The organism is Parabacteroides caecihominis (genome assembly GCF_023656785.1).
GTDB lineage: Bacteria > Bacteroidota > Bacteroidia > Bacteroidales > Tannerellaceae > Parabacteroides > Parabacteroides segnis.
On the sequence record NZ_JAMOKS010000006.1, the window covers coordinates 20,383 to 39,626 of the forward strand.

General features: G+C 44.3%; 19 protein-coding genes. 16 read left to right on the forward strand and 3 right to left on the reverse strand.

Annotated elements, in window-relative coordinates; genetic code table 11:
• Positions 1–22: 22 nt before the first annotated feature.
• Both NBH14_RS06010 and NBH14_RS06015 read left to right on the forward strand, forming a co-directional pair.
• Positions 23–328 carry an FtsB family cell division protein gene (locus NBH14_RS06010; protein WP_007653878.1) on the forward strand — a complete coding sequence of 102 codons (306 nt, stop codon included), beginning with the start codon at positions 23–25 and terminating at the stop codon, positions 326–328.
• Positions 328–657, forward strand: coding sequence for a hypothetical protein (locus NBH14_RS06015; protein WP_128133645.1), 330 nt, complete (start codon positions 328–330; stop codon positions 655–657). The genes NBH14_RS06010 and NBH14_RS06015 overlap by 1 nt, the downstream gene beginning before the upstream one ends.
• 220 nt (positions 658–877) lie before the next feature.
• Here the strand turns inward: NBH14_RS06015 and NBH14_RS06020 are convergent, their stop codons facing one another.
• Both NBH14_RS06020 and NBH14_RS06025 read right to left on the reverse strand, forming a co-directional pair.
• The gene (locus NBH14_RS06020; protein ID WP_186958166.1) at positions 878–1,483 is read right to left on the reverse strand and encodes an OmpH/Skp family outer membrane protein; all 606 of its coding nucleotides are present in this window, start codon (positions 1,481–1,483) and stop codon (positions 878–880) included.
• A 23-nt stretch (positions 1,484–1,506) separates the two neighbouring features.
• Positions 1,507–1,725, reverse strand: coding sequence for a hypothetical protein (locus NBH14_RS06025; protein ID WP_010800383.1), 219 nt, complete (start codon positions 1,723–1,725; stop codon positions 1,507–1,509).
• A 147-nt stretch (positions 1,726–1,872) separates the two neighbouring features.
• On the opposite strand from NBH14_RS06025, the gene NBH14_RS06030 reads away from it, so the two are divergent.
• The 5 genes from NBH14_RS06030 to NBH14_RS06050 all read left to right on the forward strand — a co-directional run bounded on the left by NBH14_RS06030 (position 1,873) and on the right by NBH14_RS06050 (position 9,642).
• Positions 1,873–3,345, forward strand: coding sequence for an aminoacyl-histidine dipeptidase (locus tag NBH14_RS06030; protein WP_186958167.1), 1,473 nt, complete (start codon positions 1,873–1,875; stop codon positions 3,343–3,345).
• A 150-nt stretch (positions 3,346–3,495) separates the two neighbouring features.
• The gene (locus tag NBH14_RS06035) at positions 3,496–5,019 is read left to right on the forward strand and encodes a NosD domain-containing protein (protein WP_186958168.1); all 1,524 of its coding nucleotides are present in this window, start codon (positions 3,496–3,498) and stop codon (positions 5,017–5,019) included.
• Positions 5,020–5,031: 12 nt separating this feature from the next.
• On the forward strand, positions 5,032–6,072 hold the full coding sequence (locus NBH14_RS06040) for an endonuclease/exonuclease/phosphatase family protein (RefSeq protein ID WP_186958169.1): 1,041 nt from the start codon (positions 5,032–5,034) through the stop codon (positions 6,070–6,072).
• 12 nt (positions 6,073–6,084) lie between these two features.
• Positions 6,085–7,770 carry a M23 family metallopeptidase gene (locus tag NBH14_RS06045; RefSeq protein WP_186958170.1) on the forward strand — a complete coding sequence of 562 codons (1,686 nt, stop codon included), beginning with the start codon at positions 6,085–6,087 and terminating at the stop codon, positions 7,768–7,770.
• Positions 7,771–7,893: 123 nt separating this feature from the next.
• A complete protein-coding gene (locus NBH14_RS06050) occupies positions 7,894–9,642 on the forward strand; it encodes a phospho-sugar mutase (RefSeq protein WP_128133650.1) in 1,749 nt (582 codons plus the stop codon).
• A gap of 85 nt (positions 9,643–9,727) precedes the next feature.
• On the opposite strand, the gene NBH14_RS06055 is transcribed toward NBH14_RS06050, so the two are convergent.
• Positions 9,728–10,210, reverse strand: a complete 483-nt coding sequence (locus tag NBH14_RS06055) for a cytidine deaminase (protein WP_186958171.1) — start codon at positions 10,208–10,210, stop codon at positions 9,728–9,730.
• 78 nt (positions 10,211–10,288) lie between these two features.
• On the opposite strand from NBH14_RS06055, the gene NBH14_RS06060 reads away from it, so the two are divergent.
• The 9 genes from NBH14_RS06060 to NBH14_RS06100 all read left to right on the forward strand — a co-directional run bounded on the left by NBH14_RS06060 (position 10,289) and on the right by NBH14_RS06100 (position 19,243).
• The gene (locus NBH14_RS06060; protein WP_186958172.1) at positions 10,289–11,020 is read left to right on the forward strand and encodes a class I SAM-dependent methyltransferase; all 732 of its coding nucleotides are present in this window, start codon (positions 10,289–10,291) and stop codon (positions 11,018–11,020) included.
• An 84-nt stretch (positions 11,021–11,104) separates the two neighbouring features.
• Complete coding sequence (locus NBH14_RS06065) at positions 11,105–12,010, forward strand: glucosaminidase domain-containing protein (RefSeq protein ID WP_186958173.1); 906 nt, start codon at positions 11,105–11,107, stop codon at positions 12,008–12,010.
• Between the two features lie 45 nt (positions 12,011–12,055).
• Positions 12,056–13,222 (forward strand): AIR synthase related protein, encoded by a 1,167-nt coding sequence (locus NBH14_RS06070; RefSeq protein ID WP_186958174.1) that lies wholly within the window; start codon positions 12,056–12,058, stop codon positions 13,220–13,222.
• 8 nt (positions 13,223–13,230) lie between these two features.
• Positions 13,231–14,340, forward strand: coding sequence for a peptide chain release factor 1 (prfA, locus tag NBH14_RS06075; RefSeq protein WP_186958175.1), 1,110 nt, complete (start codon positions 13,231–13,233; stop codon positions 14,338–14,340).
• 27 nt (positions 14,341–14,367) lie between these two features.
• Entirely contained in the window at positions 14,368–15,210 is an 843-nt protein-coding gene (gene pyrF / locus NBH14_RS06080; RefSeq protein WP_128133668.1) for an orotidine-5'-phosphate decarboxylase, read from the forward strand.
• Between the two features lie 89 nt (positions 15,211–15,299).
• Entirely contained in the window at positions 15,300–16,340 is a 1,041-nt protein-coding gene (gene lpxD, locus NBH14_RS06085) for a UDP-3-O-(3-hydroxymyristoyl)glucosamine N-acyltransferase (RefSeq protein ID WP_186958176.1), read from the forward strand.
• 11 nt (positions 16,341–16,351) lie between these two features.
• Positions 16,352–17,737, forward strand: a complete 1,386-nt coding sequence (locus NBH14_RS06090; RefSeq protein WP_046147734.1) for a bifunctional UDP-3-O-[3-hydroxymyristoyl] N-acetylglucosamine deacetylase/3-hydroxyacyl-ACP dehydratase — start codon at positions 16,352–16,354, stop codon at positions 17,735–17,737.
• A gap of 18 nt (positions 17,738–17,755) precedes the next feature.
• Positions 17,756–18,541 (forward strand): acyl-ACP--UDP-N-acetylglucosamine O-acyltransferase, encoded by a 786-nt coding sequence (lpxA, locus tag NBH14_RS06095; RefSeq protein ID WP_007653902.1) that lies wholly within the window; start codon positions 17,756–17,758, stop codon positions 18,539–18,541.
• Positions 18,542–18,682: 141 nt separating this feature from the next.
• Positions 18,683–19,243, forward strand: a complete 561-nt coding sequence (locus NBH14_RS06100) for an IS1096 element passenger TnpR family protein (protein ID WP_128133654.1) — start codon at positions 18,683–18,685, stop codon at positions 19,241–19,243.
• The last annotated feature ends 1 nt before the right edge of the window (position 19,244 follow it).

The following is a 19,244-nucleotide window of genomic DNA, read 5'->3' on the forward strand; positions in this document are numbered from 1 at the left end:
ACCTTTGCAAAAACGAAGTTCCATGTCACGCATAAAAGACTTTTACAACAAGTATCTATCCAGGATAAATGCCTATTGGCTGGTTATCATCGGATTTCTGATCCTCACTTTTACGGTGGGCGACAGCAATTTGTATAAGCGGTATACGTACGACGAAAAGATCCGCAGCCTGGAAAGAGAGATCAAACATTATCAGAAAGAGATCGAGATAAACAGTAAGAAACTGAACGATCTTCGTACCGACAAAGAAGGTTTGGAACGCTTCGCCCGTGAAGAATATTTCATGAAGAAGCCGAACGAAGACGTCTATATCATCAAAAAGAAATAATGAATCAAAAAGCAAGAACAATCATTTTCAGTATGGCCGGTTTACTGATACTGGCCGGGGCAGTCCTTTTCCTTACCAAATGGTTTCTGGCACCTTACCTGTTTGCCGTCGGAGCTGCCGGAATGGCTGTATGCTTCCTGACGCTCCCTACTAAAGATATGGAGTTTCGCGAACGCAGGTTGCACCGTTTTAACATAATAGCCTCTGTCCTGATGATCTGTGCCTCCGGGTTGATGTTCAAAGATATGAAAGAGTGGATTATCTGCCTGACAATTGCAGCCGTACTATTACTCTACTCATCATTCGTTTCCGGAAAGCAACAAAAATAATCCTATCAATTTTCCCCACCCTATTTTATTATGTGGGGACTTTTCCCCTTCTATATGGGGAAACACCCCCATTGCAGTGGGGAAACACCCCCATTAGAGTGGGGAAATACTCCCATTGCAATGGGGTTTATTCTCTGCATAACAATAAATAAAACGGTATGATACAAAAAAAGCTGTTACATTTAATGCAACAGCTTTTTGTATATCGTTTTGATACTACTTATTTTCCGCTGGAATAACTCTTATTCAACAAGTCGATCAATTCGTTTGTGATATCGTAAGCATCGCCGGCTAACAAAATATTATCATCTGCGGTGTTACTGAAAATTACCTGATATCCTTTTTCTTTATTATATACTTTCAATTTTGAAACCACTGTATCACGAAGTTGTTCGTTCAGCTTCTGGCGTTCCTGTAGCAGTTCCTGTGACAGTTTATTGTCCAATGACTGTATTTCCTGTTCTTTCTTCATCAGACGTTCCTGTTCCTGTTGAGCTCTTTCGCGAGTAAGGAAAGCGTTGTTTTCCACTTTACGATAGAATTCCTGAACTTCATTCTGCAATGCACGTGCCTGCTGTGTTACATTAGCACGCGAATTTTCTTCTTTTTTCAGGAGCTGTTCATTCAGATCCTTGAAATAATTATAATTAAGTAAAAGCGAATCTACATTGACATAGGCTATAGGAAGGAGGTTTGTTGTATCACCTTCTCCGGATGCAAATGTTTTTGTTACTGTCGATTCTTTCTTGTCGGAAAATTGCATTATGAACAATATCACGACAGCCACCGCGAGCACACCATTAATTACGTAGTTAATGTTCTTCATAAAGTGTAAATTAAATCCTTATTTTATTCTTCTATTTCTTTTACTCTATCATATAGATTCTTTTGCTTCTTCTGTTCGCGGTCTTGCGTCTTGGCACAATGGATGCCTTTTTTACTCAGTGCTCTGTTACCTCCGACATGCGTATTCGGGAACCTTCCCCCCTTCTTGAATATCACTTTTACAGCAAGTAACACAACACAAATAACAAGAATTATGACCGTTAATAATATCGTTGTAAGCATTTTCTCTATATTTGTGGACGCAAATATAAGAGTTTAAGTGATTATAAAGTATCTTTTTGGTATTTAATTCTACTTTTTTTCATACATAACTCCTGAAACGATCGCATTATTAACTATATAGTAACAACTATAATATATTGTAACATTATGAAGATTACTGACTTAAAGCCTGAAATCGTCTGGAAGTTTTTCCACCAGGTAACACAAGTGCCCCGCCCTTCAAAGAAGGAAGGCAAAATGATCCAGTATCTGGAATCGTTCGCAAAAGAGTATAAAATCGCCATAAAGAAAGATGCAGCCGGAAACATCCTGATGTCGAAACCTGCAACACCCGGATATGAAAAGCTGCCGGTTGTTATCCTTCAGTCGCACATGGATATGGTTTGCGAGAAAAACAACGGAACAGTTCACGATTTCGACAACGACCCGATCGAAACAATTGTAGACGGAGACTGGCTGCGTGCTAACGGAACAACTCTGGGAGCCGACAATGGTATCGGTGTTGCCGCCGAACTGGCTATCCTGGCTTCCAACGATATCGAACACGGACCAATCGAATGCTTGTTTACTGTTGACGAAGAAACTGGCCTGACCGGAGCAAAAGCTCTTGAAAAAGGTTTCATGACCGGAGATATCCTGTTGAACCTCGACAGCGAAGACGAAGGCGAAATCTTTATGGGTTGTGCCGGAGGAAAAGATACACAGGCCGTGTTCCATTGCAAACAACGCCCGACCAACCCCAATATGCTATATTTCAAAATTGATGTAAAAGGATTGAACGGCGGACATTCCGGCGGTGAAATACATAAGGGGCTGGGTAATGCAAACAAAATACTGGTTCGTTTCCTGTATTTATTGAACAATGAAGCTGACTTCACTTTGTGTTCGATTGAAGGTGGTAATCTGCGCAATGCGATAGCCCGTGAAGCGCATGCAGTCATCGGACTTTATTCGGAAGATAAAGAACAGGTTCGCGTACTGCTCAATAACTATACGGCGGATATCGAAAACGAACTGAAACATATTGATCCTAACGTACAGATCACCATGGAATCGACCGACCGTCCGGAATTATGCCTGTCTAATTTCGATATGGAAAAGGTAATCTGGGCTTTGCATGCTTGTCCTCATGGCGTTATCGGCATGAGCCATGACATCGAAGGATTGGTTGAAACTTCTACCAACCTGGCTTCCGTAAAAATGAGACATGAAGCCGAAACAGAACAATTGATAATCACTGTCGGAACCAGCCAGCGCAGCTCCATCGAATCATGCAAAAACATGATTGCCAACCAGGTAGCCTCCGTATTTAAACTGGCCGGAGCGATTGTTACCCACGGTGACGGTTATCCGGGATGGGCTCCTAATCCGGATTCCAAAATCCTGAAAGTCGCACAGGATACATATAAACGTTTATTCAATAAGGACGCCAAGATCATGGCTATCCATGCCGGACTGGAATGCGGACTGTTCCTCGAAAAATATCCTAATCTGGATATGATTTCTTTCGGACCGACTTTAAGAGATGTTCACTCTCCGAACGAACGGATCGAAATTAAGACCGTCGGTTTGTGGTGGACTCATCTTTTAGAATTATTAAAAAGCGTACCGGCAAAATAAAATTAAATATTCTGCGTTATAAAAAGAGGATTAACACTTTAATCGTGTTTTTCCTCTTTTTTTATGTTAATGCCTGAAAACATTCTTTATAAATCGTTTGTTTATAAAGAAACAAGAACACAAAGGCATACATTTTAACATTTAGAGAAAATGAAAAGAATTACAGCGCCGTTGCTTATAATATGTACACTTTTACTCAACCTGTTGGCTGGATGCGACGGGCTGGACGAAAATTATTCGACCAATCCGAATCACCGGTTGAGTTTCTCGACAGATACCTTATCATTCGATACTGTCTTTACCACGATAGGCTCAGCCACTAAACAATTCATGGTTTACAACAAAAACAGTGAACCGCTGAATATAGAGAGAATCATACAAGCTTCGCCTGCTACCAGCGGATTCCGTATCAACGTGGACGGACGAAAAGGTGACAATTTCGACAATATCAGAATTGCAGCCAAAGACAGCATGTATATATTTGTGGAAGTCACTGTCAATCCGAATGGAAAAGACCAACCGTTATTAATCCAGGATTCAATAGTGTTCACCTACAACAGCGTGAAACAAACAGTTTTACTGGAGGCATGCGGACAGGATGTCAAGCTGATAAAAGGCGGACAGACATTGAGTGAAGACACCAAGCTGACAGCCGAACGTCCTTATCTGATATACGACAGCCTGATGATAGACAAAGGTGTGACAGTTAATATCGAAGAAGGCACCACTTTCTATATGCACGACAAAGCAAAGATCATCGTTGACGGAACAATCGTTGCGAACGGAACCATGGATAAACCGATAGTCTTCCGCGGTGACCGTCTCGATTTCATTTTGAACGACGTGCTCCCGTACGACCGTACACCGGGACAATGGGAAGGAATTGTATTCAACAGTGAAAGTTTTGACAACGTATTTAATAATGTAATAGTAAAAAACGGAAACAATGGTATAACCTGTAAAGCATCCGACCCGGAAAAGTCGAAATTGAAGATCAGCAATTCGCAGATCACTAATATGGACGGAAGCGGATTAAGAGCTGTCAATTGTAACATAGAAGCAGCAAACAGTGAATTTACAAATGCAACAGCAGATGTTATGGTCTTAGCCGGAGGAAAATACAACTTCACACATTGTACAATAGTGAACTACATGTCATTAAAATCGCGCCATTCACTATCACAGGACGGTGAGAGCAGCCAGACATTACGCATATTGGATAATTTCAAAGTTAATGACATAGGCCCATATCCCTTGCTAGAAGCTAATTTTGACAATTGCATAATCGACGGAAGCTATAAAGCCAGCAACAATCTGAAAGAAGGAGAATTGCAAATCGTATCCGATGAGAAATACATTTTACGTAGTAGCAGTTCCAATTATCTGTTCAATCATTGTGTCATAAAATTACAGAAGATTTCAAATGATAATTTCAAAAATGTTATTTTCATTACTGAAAACGATGAAAATAAAATGGAGTACCGGATGACCGGCGGAGAAAAGAACAAATATATGTACGATTTCCGTCCGGATAAAGAAACAACTCCCGGCGTAGGTAAAGCCGATTTGTTTGTTTCCCAGAAATATCCGGTCGATCGTAACGGCGTCAACCGACTGACAAACAACGGGCCGGATATAGGTGCTTATGAATTTGTTCCTAAAGAAGAAGAATAAAAACAATTAAATATGACCAGAACCTTAGCTATATTAATTTGCGTTCTCGCCTTTCTCTCCCATCCGATAAACGCCCAGCCCGGATTCAGGGTTATGAGTTACAATGTAGAGAACCTGTTCGACACCGAAGACAATCCGGACAAGAACGATAATGACTTCCTCCCATCAGGTAATCATCATTGGACACGCGGACGATATTACCATAAACTTCAGCAAATAGCCAAAGTGATCAGCGCCGCAGGTGAATGGGATACTCCCGCCCTAATCGGCCTCTGTGAAGTGGAAAACGATTCCGTCCTGATCCATTTGCTGAACCGGACACCTTTGAAACAACAACAATACCGGTACTGTATGACACACGGTTCAGATACAAGGGGAATAAATTCTGCCCTTCTTTATCAACGAACTCAATTCGGATATATCAGCCATAAAGAGCACCCGGTACTCTTCACCCATAAAACACATAAACAGACACGTAACATTCTCCATGTATGGGGAAAAATAATAACCTCCGACACATTAGATGTATTCGTCTGTCATCTTCCTTCGCGCTACGGAGGAGAAAAGGAAAGCGAAGCCGACCGTTTCGATGCTGCCCGTACATTAAGGTATCTGTGCGACTCCTTGCTACAAATCCGGAAAACGCCTCAACTCCTGATCATGGGAGATTTTAACGACACACCGGAAAACGCCAGTATCACACAAATACTGTCTGCCGGAAAAATCTCCGAAAATCCGGAATCCGACAAACTCTACAACCTTTTTGCCGATCCCCATGTCCTGAACAATCCCGGAACCCACAAGTATCAGGGAGAATGGAATCAGCTGGATCATATCGTCGTATCCGGCAATCTGATCGATAAAAACTCCCTCATGCATGTTGTTCCCGGAAGCAATCGAATATTCATGCCTCCCTTCCTGCTCACGGATGATAAGACCTGGCACGGCAAACGACCTTTCCGCACCTATTACGGTTTTAAATACGAAGGCGGTTACAGTGACCATTTGCCTCTCATTACCGACTTTTTACTATCTTTGCCTAACAAAGATTGAATTAAAACAGACATGCAGATACACCATATACTGGCAGGGATTATCCTCCTCGCCGGAATAACAAGTAACATAGCCGAAGCCCAGCAACTTCGCAAACCGATGGATATTCCGGTCTTGCTAAGCGGGAATTTCGGAGAACTGAGAAGCAATCATTTCCACTCGGGAATAGATTTCAAAACACAAGGTGTCGAAGGGAAACCGATCCACTCCGTGCAGGACGGATATGTTTCACGCATCTCCGTAAGTCCCTGGGGATATGGCAACGGCCTGTATATTACACATCCGGACGGCACGACTACGGTTTACGGTCATCTTCAGAAATTCTCTCAAAAGATCACCGCTTATCTCAAAGAAAAACAATACGAACAGGAAAGTTTCAATGTAAACCTGAGCCTCACTCCGGATGAACTTCCTGTTAAAGAAGGCGAACTCGTCGCGCTGAGCGGAAACACGGGAAGCTCCGGCGGTCCGCACCTCCATTTCGAAGTGCGCGACACAGAGACGGAAGAACCGATGGACCCGATAGAATACTACAAAGATTTAATAAAAGATACTCAGGCTCCCAAGATACAGGGAATCATGGTCTATTCAATGCCTGGAAAAGGCGTCGTGAACGGAAGCCGCCGGAAACTGGAACTAAAACCGGTCACAGCCAAGAACGGAAAACAAACACTGACCGGAAAGATTGAAGCCTGGGGAGAAATCGGGCTGGCTGTAAAAGGATACGATTACATGGATAACACCTCCAATATTTATGGTATCAAAGACATCACACTGACGGCAGACAGCCAGGTTATTTTTCATAGCAACCTGGATCGTTTCGCTTTCGATGAGACACGCTATTTGAATAGTTTCACTGACTTTGAAGAATGGAAAGAACACCGTTCGTTCTATATCAAAAGTTTTGTCGACCCGGGAAACCGGCTTCGTTTCATCGAAAGCCTTAACCGCGGGATCCTGACTATCGACGAACCCCGCACCTATCACCTGACTTACAAACTGGCAGACGCTTTCGGCAACACAACCCAGCTTTCTATCCGGATCGAAGGTAAAGAACAACCGATCCCGGAAATCGACACGGAAAACGCCGAATTATTCCATTGGTGGAGCGACAACCGTTTCGGAGCCAAAGGAATCCGCCTGACAATCCCGAAAGGAAATCTTTACGACGACTTATATTTCCGCTATTCCGTCAAAGAAGACAGCGCTGCGCTGGGTGCCACACATATATTACACAACAAACCGGTCGCTTTCCACAAATCAGCCAAATTATCCCTCCGATTGCAAACAGACACACTGGATAACAAACAGCAATACGGTATTGTCCGACTGCAAAACGGACGCCGGTCATGGACCGGAGGTGTCTACCGCAACGGCTGGGTCGATGCCGATATAAAAGAAATGGGAAGCTACACGCTCGGTCAGGACCTTGTCCCGCCGACCATTACACCTCTCAATCCGGCAACATGGGTTAGCCAGCAAGCCATCACACTCAGACTGTCGGACAACCTGAGCGGCGTACAAACATACCGGGGTGAAATCGACGGTCAATATGTTTTATTTGAAATGAATAGTAAGTCCGTCATTACCTACCACTTCGATAAAGAGCGGCTGGCAAGAGGGAAACACACGCTGAAACTGGTCGTAACAGATGCCTGTGGAAATCAATCTACTTATACTTATCCGTTTACGTGGTAAAAAATAACTTTTTCTTTTTTCTTGAAAATAAGGCTGCGAGCCATTGTTTACAACAATTAATTTGTATCTTTGTTTTCTCATAAATTAGGAAATAACACATATATAAATGCAAGATATTTGGGTATGGAAAACAACGAACTGCTAGAAATGGTAAGAAGTAAAGCGCAAAGCTGGCTTACCAAAAGTTATGATGCCGAAACAAAAGCAAAAGTTCAGGAATTATTAGACAGCGAAGATCCGACCGAACTGATCGAATCTTTCTACAAAGACCTTGAATTTGGTACAGGAGGTTTAAGAGGTATCATGGGTGTAGGAACCAACCGTATGAATATTTATACTGTCGGTGCTGCTACACAGGGTTTGTCAAATTATCTGAAAAAGGAATTTGCCAATCTGGATCAGATCAAAGTTGTTATCGGCCATGATTGCCGTAACAATAGCCGCAAGTTTGCCGAAATCTCGGCAGATATCTTCTCTGCTAACGGTATAAAAGTGTACCTGTTCGAAGACCTTCGCCCGACACCGGAAATGTCTTTTGCTATCCGTAAACTGGGATGCCAGAGCGGTATCATCCTGACAGCTTCACATAACCCGAAAGAATACAATGGTTACAAGGCTTACTGGGACGACGGTGCACAGATGATCGCTCCGCACGACCGTAACACGATCGCCGAAGTAAACAAGATCCGCAATGCCAGCGACATCAAATTCAAAGGCAATAAAGACCTGATTGAAATCATCGGTTCTGAAATCGACAATTTGTATATCGACGCTTTGACAACTATTTCCCTTTCTCCGGAAGCAATCAAACGTCACCATGACATGAAGATCGTTTACACCCCGATCCACGGAACCGGTGTAAAGATCGTTCCGGATACATTGAAAGCATTCGGATTCACTAATATCATCCATGTTCCGGAACAAGATGTTGTAAGCGGTGACTTCCCGACAGTTATCTCTCCGAATCCGGAAGAACCGGCAGCGTTGGCTATGGCTGTTGAGAAAGCGAAAGAAACAGATGCCGAACTGGTAATGGCTTCCGACCCGGATGCTGACCGCGTTGGTGCAGCTGTTAAGAACAATGAAGGCGAATGGGTATTGCTGAACGGTAACCAGACAGCTTTGATGTTCGTTTATTACCTGATTACCCGCTGGAAAGAATTAGGCAAGGTAAACGGCAAAGAATATATCGTAAAAACAATCGTTACAACCGAGTTGATCCGTACGATCGCTGAGCGCAATGGTGTTGAAATATACGACGTTTACACCGGTTTCAAATGGATTGCCGACGTAATGAAGAAAAACGAAGGAAAGAAAAACTACATCGGTGGCGGTGAAGAAAGCTACGGATTCCTTTGCGAAGACTTCGTTCGCGATAAAGATGCAGTTTCTGCATGCGCTATCCTGGCAGAAATCGCAGCATGGGCAAAAGATCAGGGTATCACCATGTACCAGTTGTTGCAGAACATCTATGTACAATATGGTTTCTCTAAAGAAAAAGGTATCTCTGTTGTGAAAAAAGGCAAGAGCGGTGCAGAAGAAATCGAAGCGATGATGAAGAACTTCCGCGAAAACCCGTTACAGGAAATCGCAGGTTCCAAAGTTTCATTATTCTATGATTATGCTTCACTGAAAGGTTACAGCTACAACGATAACGAAACGATCACACTGGATATGCCGACAACTTCCAACGTTCTGCAATACTTTACTGAAGACAATACGAAAATATCTATCCGTCCGTCAGGAACAGAACCGAAGATTAAATTCTACTGCGAAGTTCATTCAAAAGTAAAAAGCCTGGAAGATTTACCGGAAGCAAACAAAGCTGCCGAAGAAAAGATCAACCAGATCAAAGCTTCTTTGGGTATCTGATCAGATAGTTAAATAAAAAAAGCGGGACAAGAGGTTTGACTTCTTGTCCCGCTTTTTTTACTACGTACATTCAGAACTTATTGTATTATTCCGATTTCAAATCTTCTTTCCCAAAACAAAGCGGTAAAAGCGATACCGCACTTGGAGCAACCATCACATCCTTTGTTCCGCAAAGCAACACTTTCACAGACTGACCATATCGCTGTTCTGTTTCCAACAGTACCTGCCGGCAAGCACCGCAAGGCGAAATACTTTCCACCTGTTTCCCTCCTGTTGCCGCTGCAATCGCCAGGGCAACTACCGGAATATCGGGATACTGATGTCCGGCATGGAACAAAGTAACCCGCTCCGCACATAAGCCGGATGGGTAAGCCGCATTCTCCTGGTTACTTCCCGTCACAATTGTCCCGTCAGCCAGTAACGCTGCCGCCCCGACATGAAATTTTGAATAAGGAGCATATGATTGTTCCGTTGCCTTCAAAGCCGCATGAACCAAAGGCAGTTCCTCATCCGGAACTTCGTTCAGCGAATAAACCGTTATTTTTGTTTCCAGTTTGATTTCTTTCATAAGACTAATGATTAGATAAACAAAGATAGTAAATTTGTATCTTTGTCCGATAAAATACGAATAATTCCAAATCAGGATATGCAAATACCCTTACTCACACCCCAAAAAGACCCGATGGGCGCCGCTATCGCAGATTATTTCGCGAACGGTAAAGCTAGTAAACTCCGCGTTTTTTCTTCCATGTTCGATGAAGATGAAATCCCGGTTAAACAGTTATTCCGCAATTTTACGGAAATGCCGGCACTAGAACAGGATGCACTCCGCATGAGTGAAGGCAGAATACTCGATGTCGGTGCCGGAAGCGGCTGCCATTCGCTGGCATTGCAGGAAATGGGAAAGACGGTAAAAGCCATCGACATCTCACCTTTGTCTGTAGAGGTCATGCAGAAAAGAGGCGTAAAGGATGCCTGCCTGGAAAATTTCTTCAACAAACAGTTCAGCGGCAGCTTCGATACGATCCTGATGCTGATGAACGGTTCGGGGATTGTCGGAAAGATAGCCAATCTCCCGATTTTCTTCAATACCTTAAAACGCCTGCTTGCTCCCGGAGGTTGTGTATGGATGGACTCTTCCGACCTCCGTTACCTGTTTGAAGATGAAGATGGCAATCTCGACATAGATATTGATGATGACTATTACGGAGAAGTGGATTTCCTCATGCAATATAAAAACATCAGGGGCGACCGATTCGACTGGTTATACTTAGATTTTCAGACGCTCAGCCTGCATGCGGCAAACAATGGGTTCAAAGCAGAGAAGATACGGGAAGGAGAACATTATGATTATCTGGCTAAAATTAGCAGGATATAAACCAGTATTTTATAGATTATTTAGAAGAATAATATATCCAGCTTCATTATCTTTGCGAAAATAAATACTTTAGGAGCTCGTTTTATGAAACTAACAATACGGATTTTTTGCCTCTTATTTTTCATTGCTACATTAGCGGAGGCAGCCACCCAGCGCAAAATACCTTCATACGAAAAGTATATAAAAACATACAGCGCTCTGGCTATAGAACAACAAAAGAAGTACAAAATTCCCGCCAGTATCACTCTGGCACAGGGATTACTGGAGTCTGGAGCCGGACAAAGCGACCTGGCACGCCGCTCAAACAACCACTTCGGCATCAAATGTCATTCCGACTGGCGCGGCGGACGAGTTTACCATGACGACGACCTGCGCGGAGAGTGTTTCCGTAAATACAAACGGGTAGAAGATTCGTATGAAGATCATTCCAAATTTCTGAAACGTTCGCGTTACGACCAACTGTTCCGGCTAAAAATAACCGACTATAAAGGCTGGGCCAGAGGTTTGCAGAAATGTGGTTATGCAACCGATCGCGCTTACGCCAATAAACTAATCAAAGTGGTTGAAGATTACGAGCTTTACCGCTTCGATTCGGGCAAAGAACATAAACCGACACGCGAAGAAAGAAAACAACAAAAATATCCTGCCGTAAAATATACGATATACCGGACGTATGGTTTGCTATATGTATATGCCAAAGACAATGACAGCTTCGACCAGATTGCACGAAATCTCGATTTCAGCGTCAGGGATCTGAAAAAATTCAACGAAGTGCCCGAAGACTTCCCCTTGCAGAAAGGCGACATCGTCTATCTGGAAAAGAAGAAGAAAAAGGCAGACAAGCCTAATTACGACCATGTTGTACAAATCGGAGAATCCATGCACAGCATCGCACAGAAATACGGAATACAGATCAAGAGCCTGTATAAGATGAATAAAAAAGACAAAGATTACATTCCTGAAGAAGGAGATGTGCTTAAACTTAGATAAGTAACATAAAAAAATAGTATCTTTGCAGCCAAATATGTAAAAACAATGAGTGACCAACGTTACAACCTGCGCGGTGTATCCGCTTCAAAAGAAGATGTTCACAATGCAATAAAGAACATCGACAAGGGAATATTCCCTAAAGCATTTTGTAAGATCATCCCTGATATATTAGGCGGTGACCCTGAATACTGTAACATTATGCACGCTGACGGAGCCGGAACAAAATCATCCCTGGCTTACATGTACTGGAAAGAAACCGGTGACTTGTCAGTGTGGAAAGGTATTGCCCAGGATGCACTGATCATGAACATCGACGACCTGCTGTGTGTAGGTGCGGTCGACAATATACTTGTTTCTTCCACTATCGGACGTAACAAACTGCTTATTCCCGGCGAAGTAATCTCCGCCATTATTAACGGAACGGACGAACTGCTGGCCGAACTGCGCGAAATGGGTGTAGGCTGCTATGCTACCGGAGGCGAAACGGCCGATGTGGGCGACCTGGTTCGCACGATCATCGTCGACAGCACCGTGACTTGCCGCATGAAACGTGCAAACGTGGTTGATAACAGTCATATACAGGGTGGCGACGTAATTGTCGGAATGGCATCTTACGGACAGGCTACCTACGAAAAAGAATATAACGGCGGAACAGGCAGCAACGGTCTGACCTCTGCCCGTCACGACGTATTTGCCAAATATCTGGCAACCCAATATCCCGAAAGCTACGATGCAGCTGTTCCCGATGAACTGGTTTATTCAGGCGGACTGAAACTGACCGACAAAATCGAAGAACTGGGTATCGACGCCGGTAAACTGGTGCTTTCCCCTACCCGTACCTATGCTCCGGTAATCAAAGTATTGCTGGATAAACTGCGTTCGCAGATACACGGAATGGTACACTGTTCAGGCGGAGCACAAACAAAAGTAATGCACTTCGTAGAAAACAAGCGTGTAACAAAGAACAACCTGTTCCCTATCCCTCCTCTTTTCCGCATTATTCAGGAACAGAGCGGAACCGACTGGAGCGAAATGTACAAAGTGTTCAATATGGGCCACCGCATGGAGATCTATCTGTCGCCCGAACATGCTGAAGAAGTGATCAGCATTGCCAAGAGCTTCAACATTGATGCACAAATCGTAGGCTTCGTGGAAGAGGCGGATAAGAATGAATTGATTATTGAAAGCGAAAAAGGTCGCTTCGTATATTAATCTGATAAATGGCTGATAATAATTTATTAGGAAGACTGGACGGATTAGTAAGCCGTTTTGAAGAAGTCGGAACACTGATTACCGACCCGGCAGTGATAGCCGATATGAAACGGTTTGTAAAACTCAATAAAGAGTATCGCGATCTGGAGAAGATCGTGACTACCCGAAACGAATATGTCAATACATTAAATGGTATAAGTGAAGCACGGCAGATGCTCGATACCGAGCAAGATCCTGAAATGAGGGAAATTGCCCGCGAAGAGTTGGATGCCTGCAATGCCCGCATTCCGGAACTGGAAGAAGAGATCAAGCTGTTGCTTGTTCCAAGCGATCCGGAAGACGATAAGAATGCTATCGTTGAAATTCGTGGCGGAACGGGAGGCGACGAGGCCGCCCTTTTTGCCGGCGACCTCTATCGCATGTATATCAAATACTGCGAAGCCAAAGGTTGGAAAGTCGCCCTGTCAAGTTGCAGCGAAGGTTCGTCGGGCGGATATAAAGAAATTATTTTCACCGTTAGCGGTGAGAAAGCATATGGTACGCTCAAATATGAATCGGGCGTACATCGTGTTCAGCGTGTACCCAGTACCGAAACTCAGGGACGTGTACACACCTCAGCAGCTACCGTGGCTGTGCTCCCCGAAGCAGACGAGTTTGATGTTGAAATTAATGAAGGTGAAATTAAGTGGGATACTTTCCGCTCGGGAGGTGCCGGCGGCCAGAATGTGAACAAGGTCGAATCGGGCGTACGTTTGAGATACGTCTGGAAGAACCCGAACACCGGCGTGAGCGAAGAGATCCTGATCGAATGTACGGAGACGCGCGACCAGCCGAAGAACAAGGAACGCGCACTTACCCGCCTGCGTTCTTTCATTTATGACAAAGAACATCAGAAATACCTGGACGACATTGCCAACAAACGCAAGACAATGGTATCGTCGGGCGACCGATCCGCGAAGATCCGGACATACAACTATCCGCAAGGACGTATCACCGATCATCGTATCAACTACACAATCTATAATTTATCTGCTTTCATGGACGGCGATATACAAGCCTGCATCGACCAACTGACCGTTGCCGAAAATGCAGAACGCCTGAAAGAAGCTGAACTATAACAATTTCACTATTTGACACAAGACAAGATGAACAAGCAACAATTATTCGAAAACATTAAAAAGAAACAATCTTTCCTTTGCGTAGGATTGGATACAGATATAAAAAAAATCCCGCAGCATTTACTCTCTGAAGAAGATCCGATCTTCGCTTTCAACAAGGCAATCATCGATGCTACAGCCGATTACTGTGTAGCTTACAAACCGAACCTGGCTTTCTACGAAAGTCTGGGCGTGAAAGGTATGCTTGCCTTTGAAAAGACTGTTACTTACCTGCGTGAAAACTATCCGGACCAGTTCATTATCGCCGATGCGAAACGTGGCGATATCGGCAACACATCCGAAATGTATGCCCGCTCTTTCTTCGACCATATCAAGGTGGATGCCGTTACAGTGGCTCCTTACATGGGTGAAGACAGCGTAAAACCGTTCCTGATCTATCCCGAAGCATGGGTAATCCTGCTGGCGTTGACTTCAAACAAAGGCTCACAGGATTTCCAGATGACGGAAGATGCCAACGGCGAACGTCTGTTTGAAAAAGTATTGAAGAAATCGCAGGACTGGGCTACCGACGAACAGATGATGTACGTTGTCGGTGCAACTCAGGGAAAAATGTTTCTGGACATCCGTAAGTATGCTCCCAACCATTTCCTGTTGGTTCCGGGTGTCGGAGCACAGGGTGGCAGCTTGCAGGAAGTGGCTCAATACGGAATGAACGATCAGTGCGGTTTGCTTGTTAACTCTTCACGTGCGATCATTTACGTAGATAAATCCGAGAATTTTGCCTCATTTGCCCGCGAAGCAGCACAAGCTGTGCAGCGTGAAATGGCAGGATATCTGCATGATAAGGGAATTATTCCCTGCAAAGCATAGGCTATCCCAATATTTTTCACCATTTTTGCAAACTGCTTTGTTCTTAGTGGAGCAGTCTCAATTCAAAATACAATATAACAAAATAAGTAATGGAGTTATCAGCCCAACAAATAGCGGACTTTCTTGGTGGAACCGTTGATGGCAACCCGGAAGTGAAAGTTAGCAACTTCTCAAAAATAGAGGAAGGACAACCCGGAACACTGACGTTCCTGGCTAATCCCAAGTACGAACATTATATCTATAATACAGAAGCAAGCATTGTTCTGGTGAATAACGACTTTTCTCCGGCTGAACAGATCACCGCAACTTTAGTGAAAGTTGAAAATGCATATTCTGCTCTTGCCATGTTACTCAACCTGGTAGAACAGTCAAAACCTAAAAAGGCCGGTATTTCTTCGGCTGCTTTCATCGCAGCCTCTGCGACAATGGGAGAAGATTGCTTTGTCGGCAACTTTGCCTATATCGGAGAACATGTAAAGCTGGGTAAGAACTGCCAGATATATCCCAACGCATACATCGGTGATGACGTGACTATCGGAGATAACTGCATTCTTTATCCGCATACAACCATCTATAACGGATGTAAAATCGGAAATAATTGTATCCTCCATGCCGGTTCTGTGATTGGTTCGGACGGTTTCGGTTTTGCTCCCGAAGGAGAGAATTATAAAAAGATCCCGCAACTGGGGAATGTTGTATTGGAAGACAATGTGGAGATCGGGGCCAATACCACGATCGACCGTGCCGTAATGGGTTCAACCATCATCCGCCGCGGTGTGAAACTGGATAACCTGGTGCAGATCGCCCATAACGTAGAAGTCGGAGAAAACACTGTAATGGCAGCCCAGGTAGGTATCGCCGGTTCAGTCAAGATCGGCAGCCATTGTATGTTTGGCGGACAGGTAGGACTGGCCGGACATATCCATATTGCCGACGGCGTCGTATTCGGTGCACAATCCGGTGTGATCAGCGACATCAAGGAAGCTAAGACTGTATTGGGCGCTCCGGCAATCGATGCGAAGAACTTCATGCGTTCAAGCGCCGTATTCAACCGCCTGCCCGATATGTACCGTACACTGGGACAGTTGCAACGCGAGATCGAACAATTAAAAAAGGAAATCAATAAATAATTAATATACGTATGCAGAAACAAAAGACGCTAGCCAAGAGTTTCTCGATGCAAGGTAAAGGCTTGCATACCGGACTGGACATACAGATCACGTTCAATCCGGCACCGGAAAACCACGGATACAAAATTAAACGTGTTGACCTGGAAGGACAACCTGTTATTGATGCGTTGGCAGAAAACGTAGCCAGTACACAAAGAGGTACCGTTTTATCAAAGAACGGCATCCAGATCAGCACTGTAGAACACGCAATGGCAGCATTATATGCCTACGAAATCGACAACTGCCTGATTGAAGTGAACGCTCCCGAGTTTCCGATTCTGGACGGTAGCTCACGTTTCTTCTCCGAAGAGATCCGGAAAGCAGGAATCGTTGAACAGAACGCTCCGAAAGATTTTTACATCGTAAAACATAAGATCGAAGTAAAAGACGAAGAAACAGGCTCTTCACTGATCATCCTCCCTGACGAGAAGTTCAGTGTGAATGTGCTGATCTCCTTCGATTCGCCCGTTTTATCCAATCAGTTCGCCACCATGAACGATCTGAGCGAGTTTCCCGAAGAAATTGCCGCTTCCCGTACATTTGTATTCGTTCGCGAAGTGGAAATGCTCCGCCAGAACAATCTGATCAAAGGCGGTGACCTTGACAATGCAATTGTTATCTACGACCAGAAAATGCCGCAGGAAACCCTTGACAAACTGGCAGACGAAGTCGGCATACCCCACAAAGACGTATGCGACCTGGGTTATATCAACAACAAACCGCTGGTATTCGACAACGAACCGGCACGCCATAAACTGATTGACGTACTAGGCGACCTGGCACTGATCGGTAAGCCTATCCGCGGACGCATCATCGCAACCCGCCCCGGACATAAGATCAACAACCAGTTGGCCCGCATGATCCGCAAGGACATCAAATTAAACGAAGTACAAGCTCCGATTTACGATCCGAACGTAGCTCCGATCATGGACATCAACCGTATCCGCGAGTTGCTTCCGCACCGTTACCCCTTCCTGCTGGTCGACAAGATCATTGAAATAGGCGGTAACTATATCGTCGGAATAAAAAATATCACGACAAACGAACCGTTCTTTACCGGACACTTCCCGCAGGAACCTGTTACACCGGGTGTATTGCTGGTTGAAGCGATGGCACAGACCGGCGGTTTGCTCGTTCTGAATTCAGTAGACGAACCGGAACGCTATTCCACTTATTTCATGAAGATCGATGGCGTTAAATTCCGTCAGAAAGTAGTACCGGGAGATACACTGATCCTGCGTCTGGAACTGCTGGCTCCTATCCGCCGTGGTATTTCCACGATGAAAGGTTATATCTTCGTTGGCGACAAGCTGGTTTGCGAAGCTGAATTTATGGCTCAAATCATTAAAAACAAATAATAATAACAGAAGAAGGCAATGAATCAATCCCCTTTAGCAGTCGTTCATCCCGAAGCAAAGATCGGTCAGAATGTAACGATAGATCCTTTTGCAGTGATTGAAAAGGATGTAGTAATAGGCGACAATTGTCATATTTATTCACATGCAGTCATTCTCGACGGGGCAAGGATCGGAGACAACTGTTCCATCTTCCCGGGAGCTGTAATTGCCGGTATTCCACAAGATCTCAAGTTCAAAGGAGAGCAGACCACCGCTGAAATCGGAAAAAATACGACGATCCGCGAGTGTGTCACTATCAACCGGGGAACAGCATCAAAGGGAAAGACCATAGTCGGAAGCGATTGCCTGATTATGGCATATTCCCATATCGCACACGATTGCGTACTGAAAGATCATATTATCCTCGGGAACGCATCTCAGATAGCCGGAGAAGTGGAGATTGACGATTTTGCTATTGTCAGCGGCGGCAGCCTGGTCCACCAGTTTACCCGCATATCGAAACACGTGATGGTACAGGGCGGTTCCCGTATCGGTAAAGATATTCCGCCTTATACGTTGATCGGCCGCGACCCGATTGTTTACTGTGGCATCAATATCGTAGGATTACGCCGCCGTGGATTCACCAACCAGCAGGTATTCCTGATACAGGATATCTACCGTACGTTATATACCCGTGGCCTGAATAATACGGAAGCCATCAAGGCTATCGAAACCGAATACGAAGCCAGCGAAGAAAGAGACTTGATACTCAACTTTATCAAGACTTCCGAACGCGGTATCGTAAGAGGTTCGATCGACGAATAATAATCTGCCAATCAGGCAATATGCCAATACGCCAATGAAAATATCAACAGATAGTATTTTTCTTGGCATATTGGCATATTATTTTATTGGCACATTATTTTTATTTTACTACTTTTGAACCAACAAAAAACTAAAAAGACTATGGTATTTAGATTCCTCATTCTATCAGATGAAGTAGATGACTTCAAACGCGAAATCAAGATTGATGCGGAAGCAACTTTCCTTGATCTGCACGACGCCATCCTTGAGTCGGTTGGCTACACGAAAGATCAGATGTGCTCTTTCTTTATTTGTGACGACGATTGGAGCAAAAATACGGAAATTACATTAGTAGAAATGGACACCACTTCGGAAGTGGATAACTATATAATGGCTGAAACTCGTCTGGAAGAATTGCTTGAAGACGAACACCAGAAACTTATGTTCGTTTTCGACTATATGACCGAACGTGCTTTCTTCATGGAACTCCGCGAAATAGAGCCGGGCAAAGATCTCGACAAAGCAATCGTCAGCAAATCTATTGGTATTGCACCTGCTCAAACAGTAGACTTTGAACAGTTCGAAACCAAAAACGGAAGCACAGAGATCGGCGAAGACTTTTACGGTGACTCGGAATACGACATCGACGAACTGGACAAAGGCGGTTTCGAAGGCTTAGGCGACGTACCGATGGAAAACCCATACGACGACGAGCGTTTTTAAT

What these genes read in the sequence shown, in the direction of transcription:
- NBH14_RS06010 (WP_007653878.1), top strand. Translation starts at nt 23, where the DNA reads ATGTCACGCATAAAAGACTTTTACAACAAGTATCTATCCAGGATAAAT.
- NBH14_RS06015 (WP_128133645.1), top strand. Translation starts at nt 328, where the DNA reads ATGAATCAAAAAGCAAGAACAATCATTTTCAGTATGGCCGGTTTACTG.
- NBH14_RS06020 (WP_186958166.1), bottom strand. Translation starts at nt 1,483, where the DNA reads ATGAAGAACATTAACTACGTAATTAATGGTGTGCTCGCGGTGGCTGTC.
- NBH14_RS06025 (WP_010800383.1), bottom strand. Translation starts at nt 1,725, where the DNA reads ATGCTTACAACGATATTATTAACGGTCATAATTCTTGTTATTTGTGTT.
- NBH14_RS06030 (WP_186958167.1), top strand. Translation starts at nt 1,873, where the DNA reads ATGAAGATTACTGACTTAAAGCCTGAAATCGTCTGGAAGTTTTTCCAC.
- NBH14_RS06035 (WP_186958168.1), top strand. Translation starts at nt 3,496, where the DNA reads ATGAAAAGAATTACAGCGCCGTTGCTTATAATATGTACACTTTTACTC.
- NBH14_RS06040 (WP_186958169.1), top strand. Translation starts at nt 5,032, where the DNA reads ATGACCAGAACCTTAGCTATATTAATTTGCGTTCTCGCCTTTCTCTCC.
- NBH14_RS06045 (WP_186958170.1), top strand. Translation starts at nt 6,085, where the DNA reads ATGCAGATACACCATATACTGGCAGGGATTATCCTCCTCGCCGGAATA.
- NBH14_RS06050 (WP_128133650.1), top strand. Translation starts at nt 7,894, where the DNA reads ATGGAAAACAACGAACTGCTAGAAATGGTAAGAAGTAAAGCGCAAAGC.
- NBH14_RS06055 (WP_186958171.1), bottom strand. Translation starts at nt 10,210, where the DNA reads ATGAAAGAAATCAAACTGGAAACAAAAATAACGGTTTATTCGCTGAAC.
- NBH14_RS06060 (WP_186958172.1), top strand. Translation starts at nt 10,289, where the DNA reads ATGCAAATACCCTTACTCACACCCCAAAAAGACCCGATGGGCGCCGCT.
- NBH14_RS06065 (WP_186958173.1), top strand. Translation starts at nt 11,105, where the DNA reads ATGAAACTAACAATACGGATTTTTTGCCTCTTATTTTTCATTGCTACA.
- NBH14_RS06070 (WP_186958174.1), top strand. Translation starts at nt 12,056, where the DNA reads ATGAGTGACCAACGTTACAACCTGCGCGGTGTATCCGCTTCAAAAGAA.
- prfA (WP_186958175.1), top strand. Translation starts at nt 13,231, where the DNA reads ATGGCTGATAATAATTTATTAGGAAGACTGGACGGATTAGTAAGCCGT.
- pyrF (WP_128133668.1), top strand. Translation starts at nt 14,368, where the DNA reads ATGAACAAGCAACAATTATTCGAAAACATTAAAAAGAAACAATCTTTC.
- lpxD (WP_186958176.1), top strand. Translation starts at nt 15,300, where the DNA reads ATGGAGTTATCAGCCCAACAAATAGCGGACTTTCTTGGTGGAACCGTT.
- NBH14_RS06090 (WP_046147734.1), top strand. Translation starts at nt 16,352, where the DNA reads ATGCAGAAACAAAAGACGCTAGCCAAGAGTTTCTCGATGCAAGGTAAA.
- lpxA (WP_007653902.1), top strand. Translation starts at nt 17,756, where the DNA reads ATGAATCAATCCCCTTTAGCAGTCGTTCATCCCGAAGCAAAGATCGGT.
- NBH14_RS06100 (WP_128133654.1), top strand. Translation starts at nt 18,683, where the DNA reads ATGGTATTTAGATTCCTCATTCTATCAGATGAAGTAGATGACTTCAAA.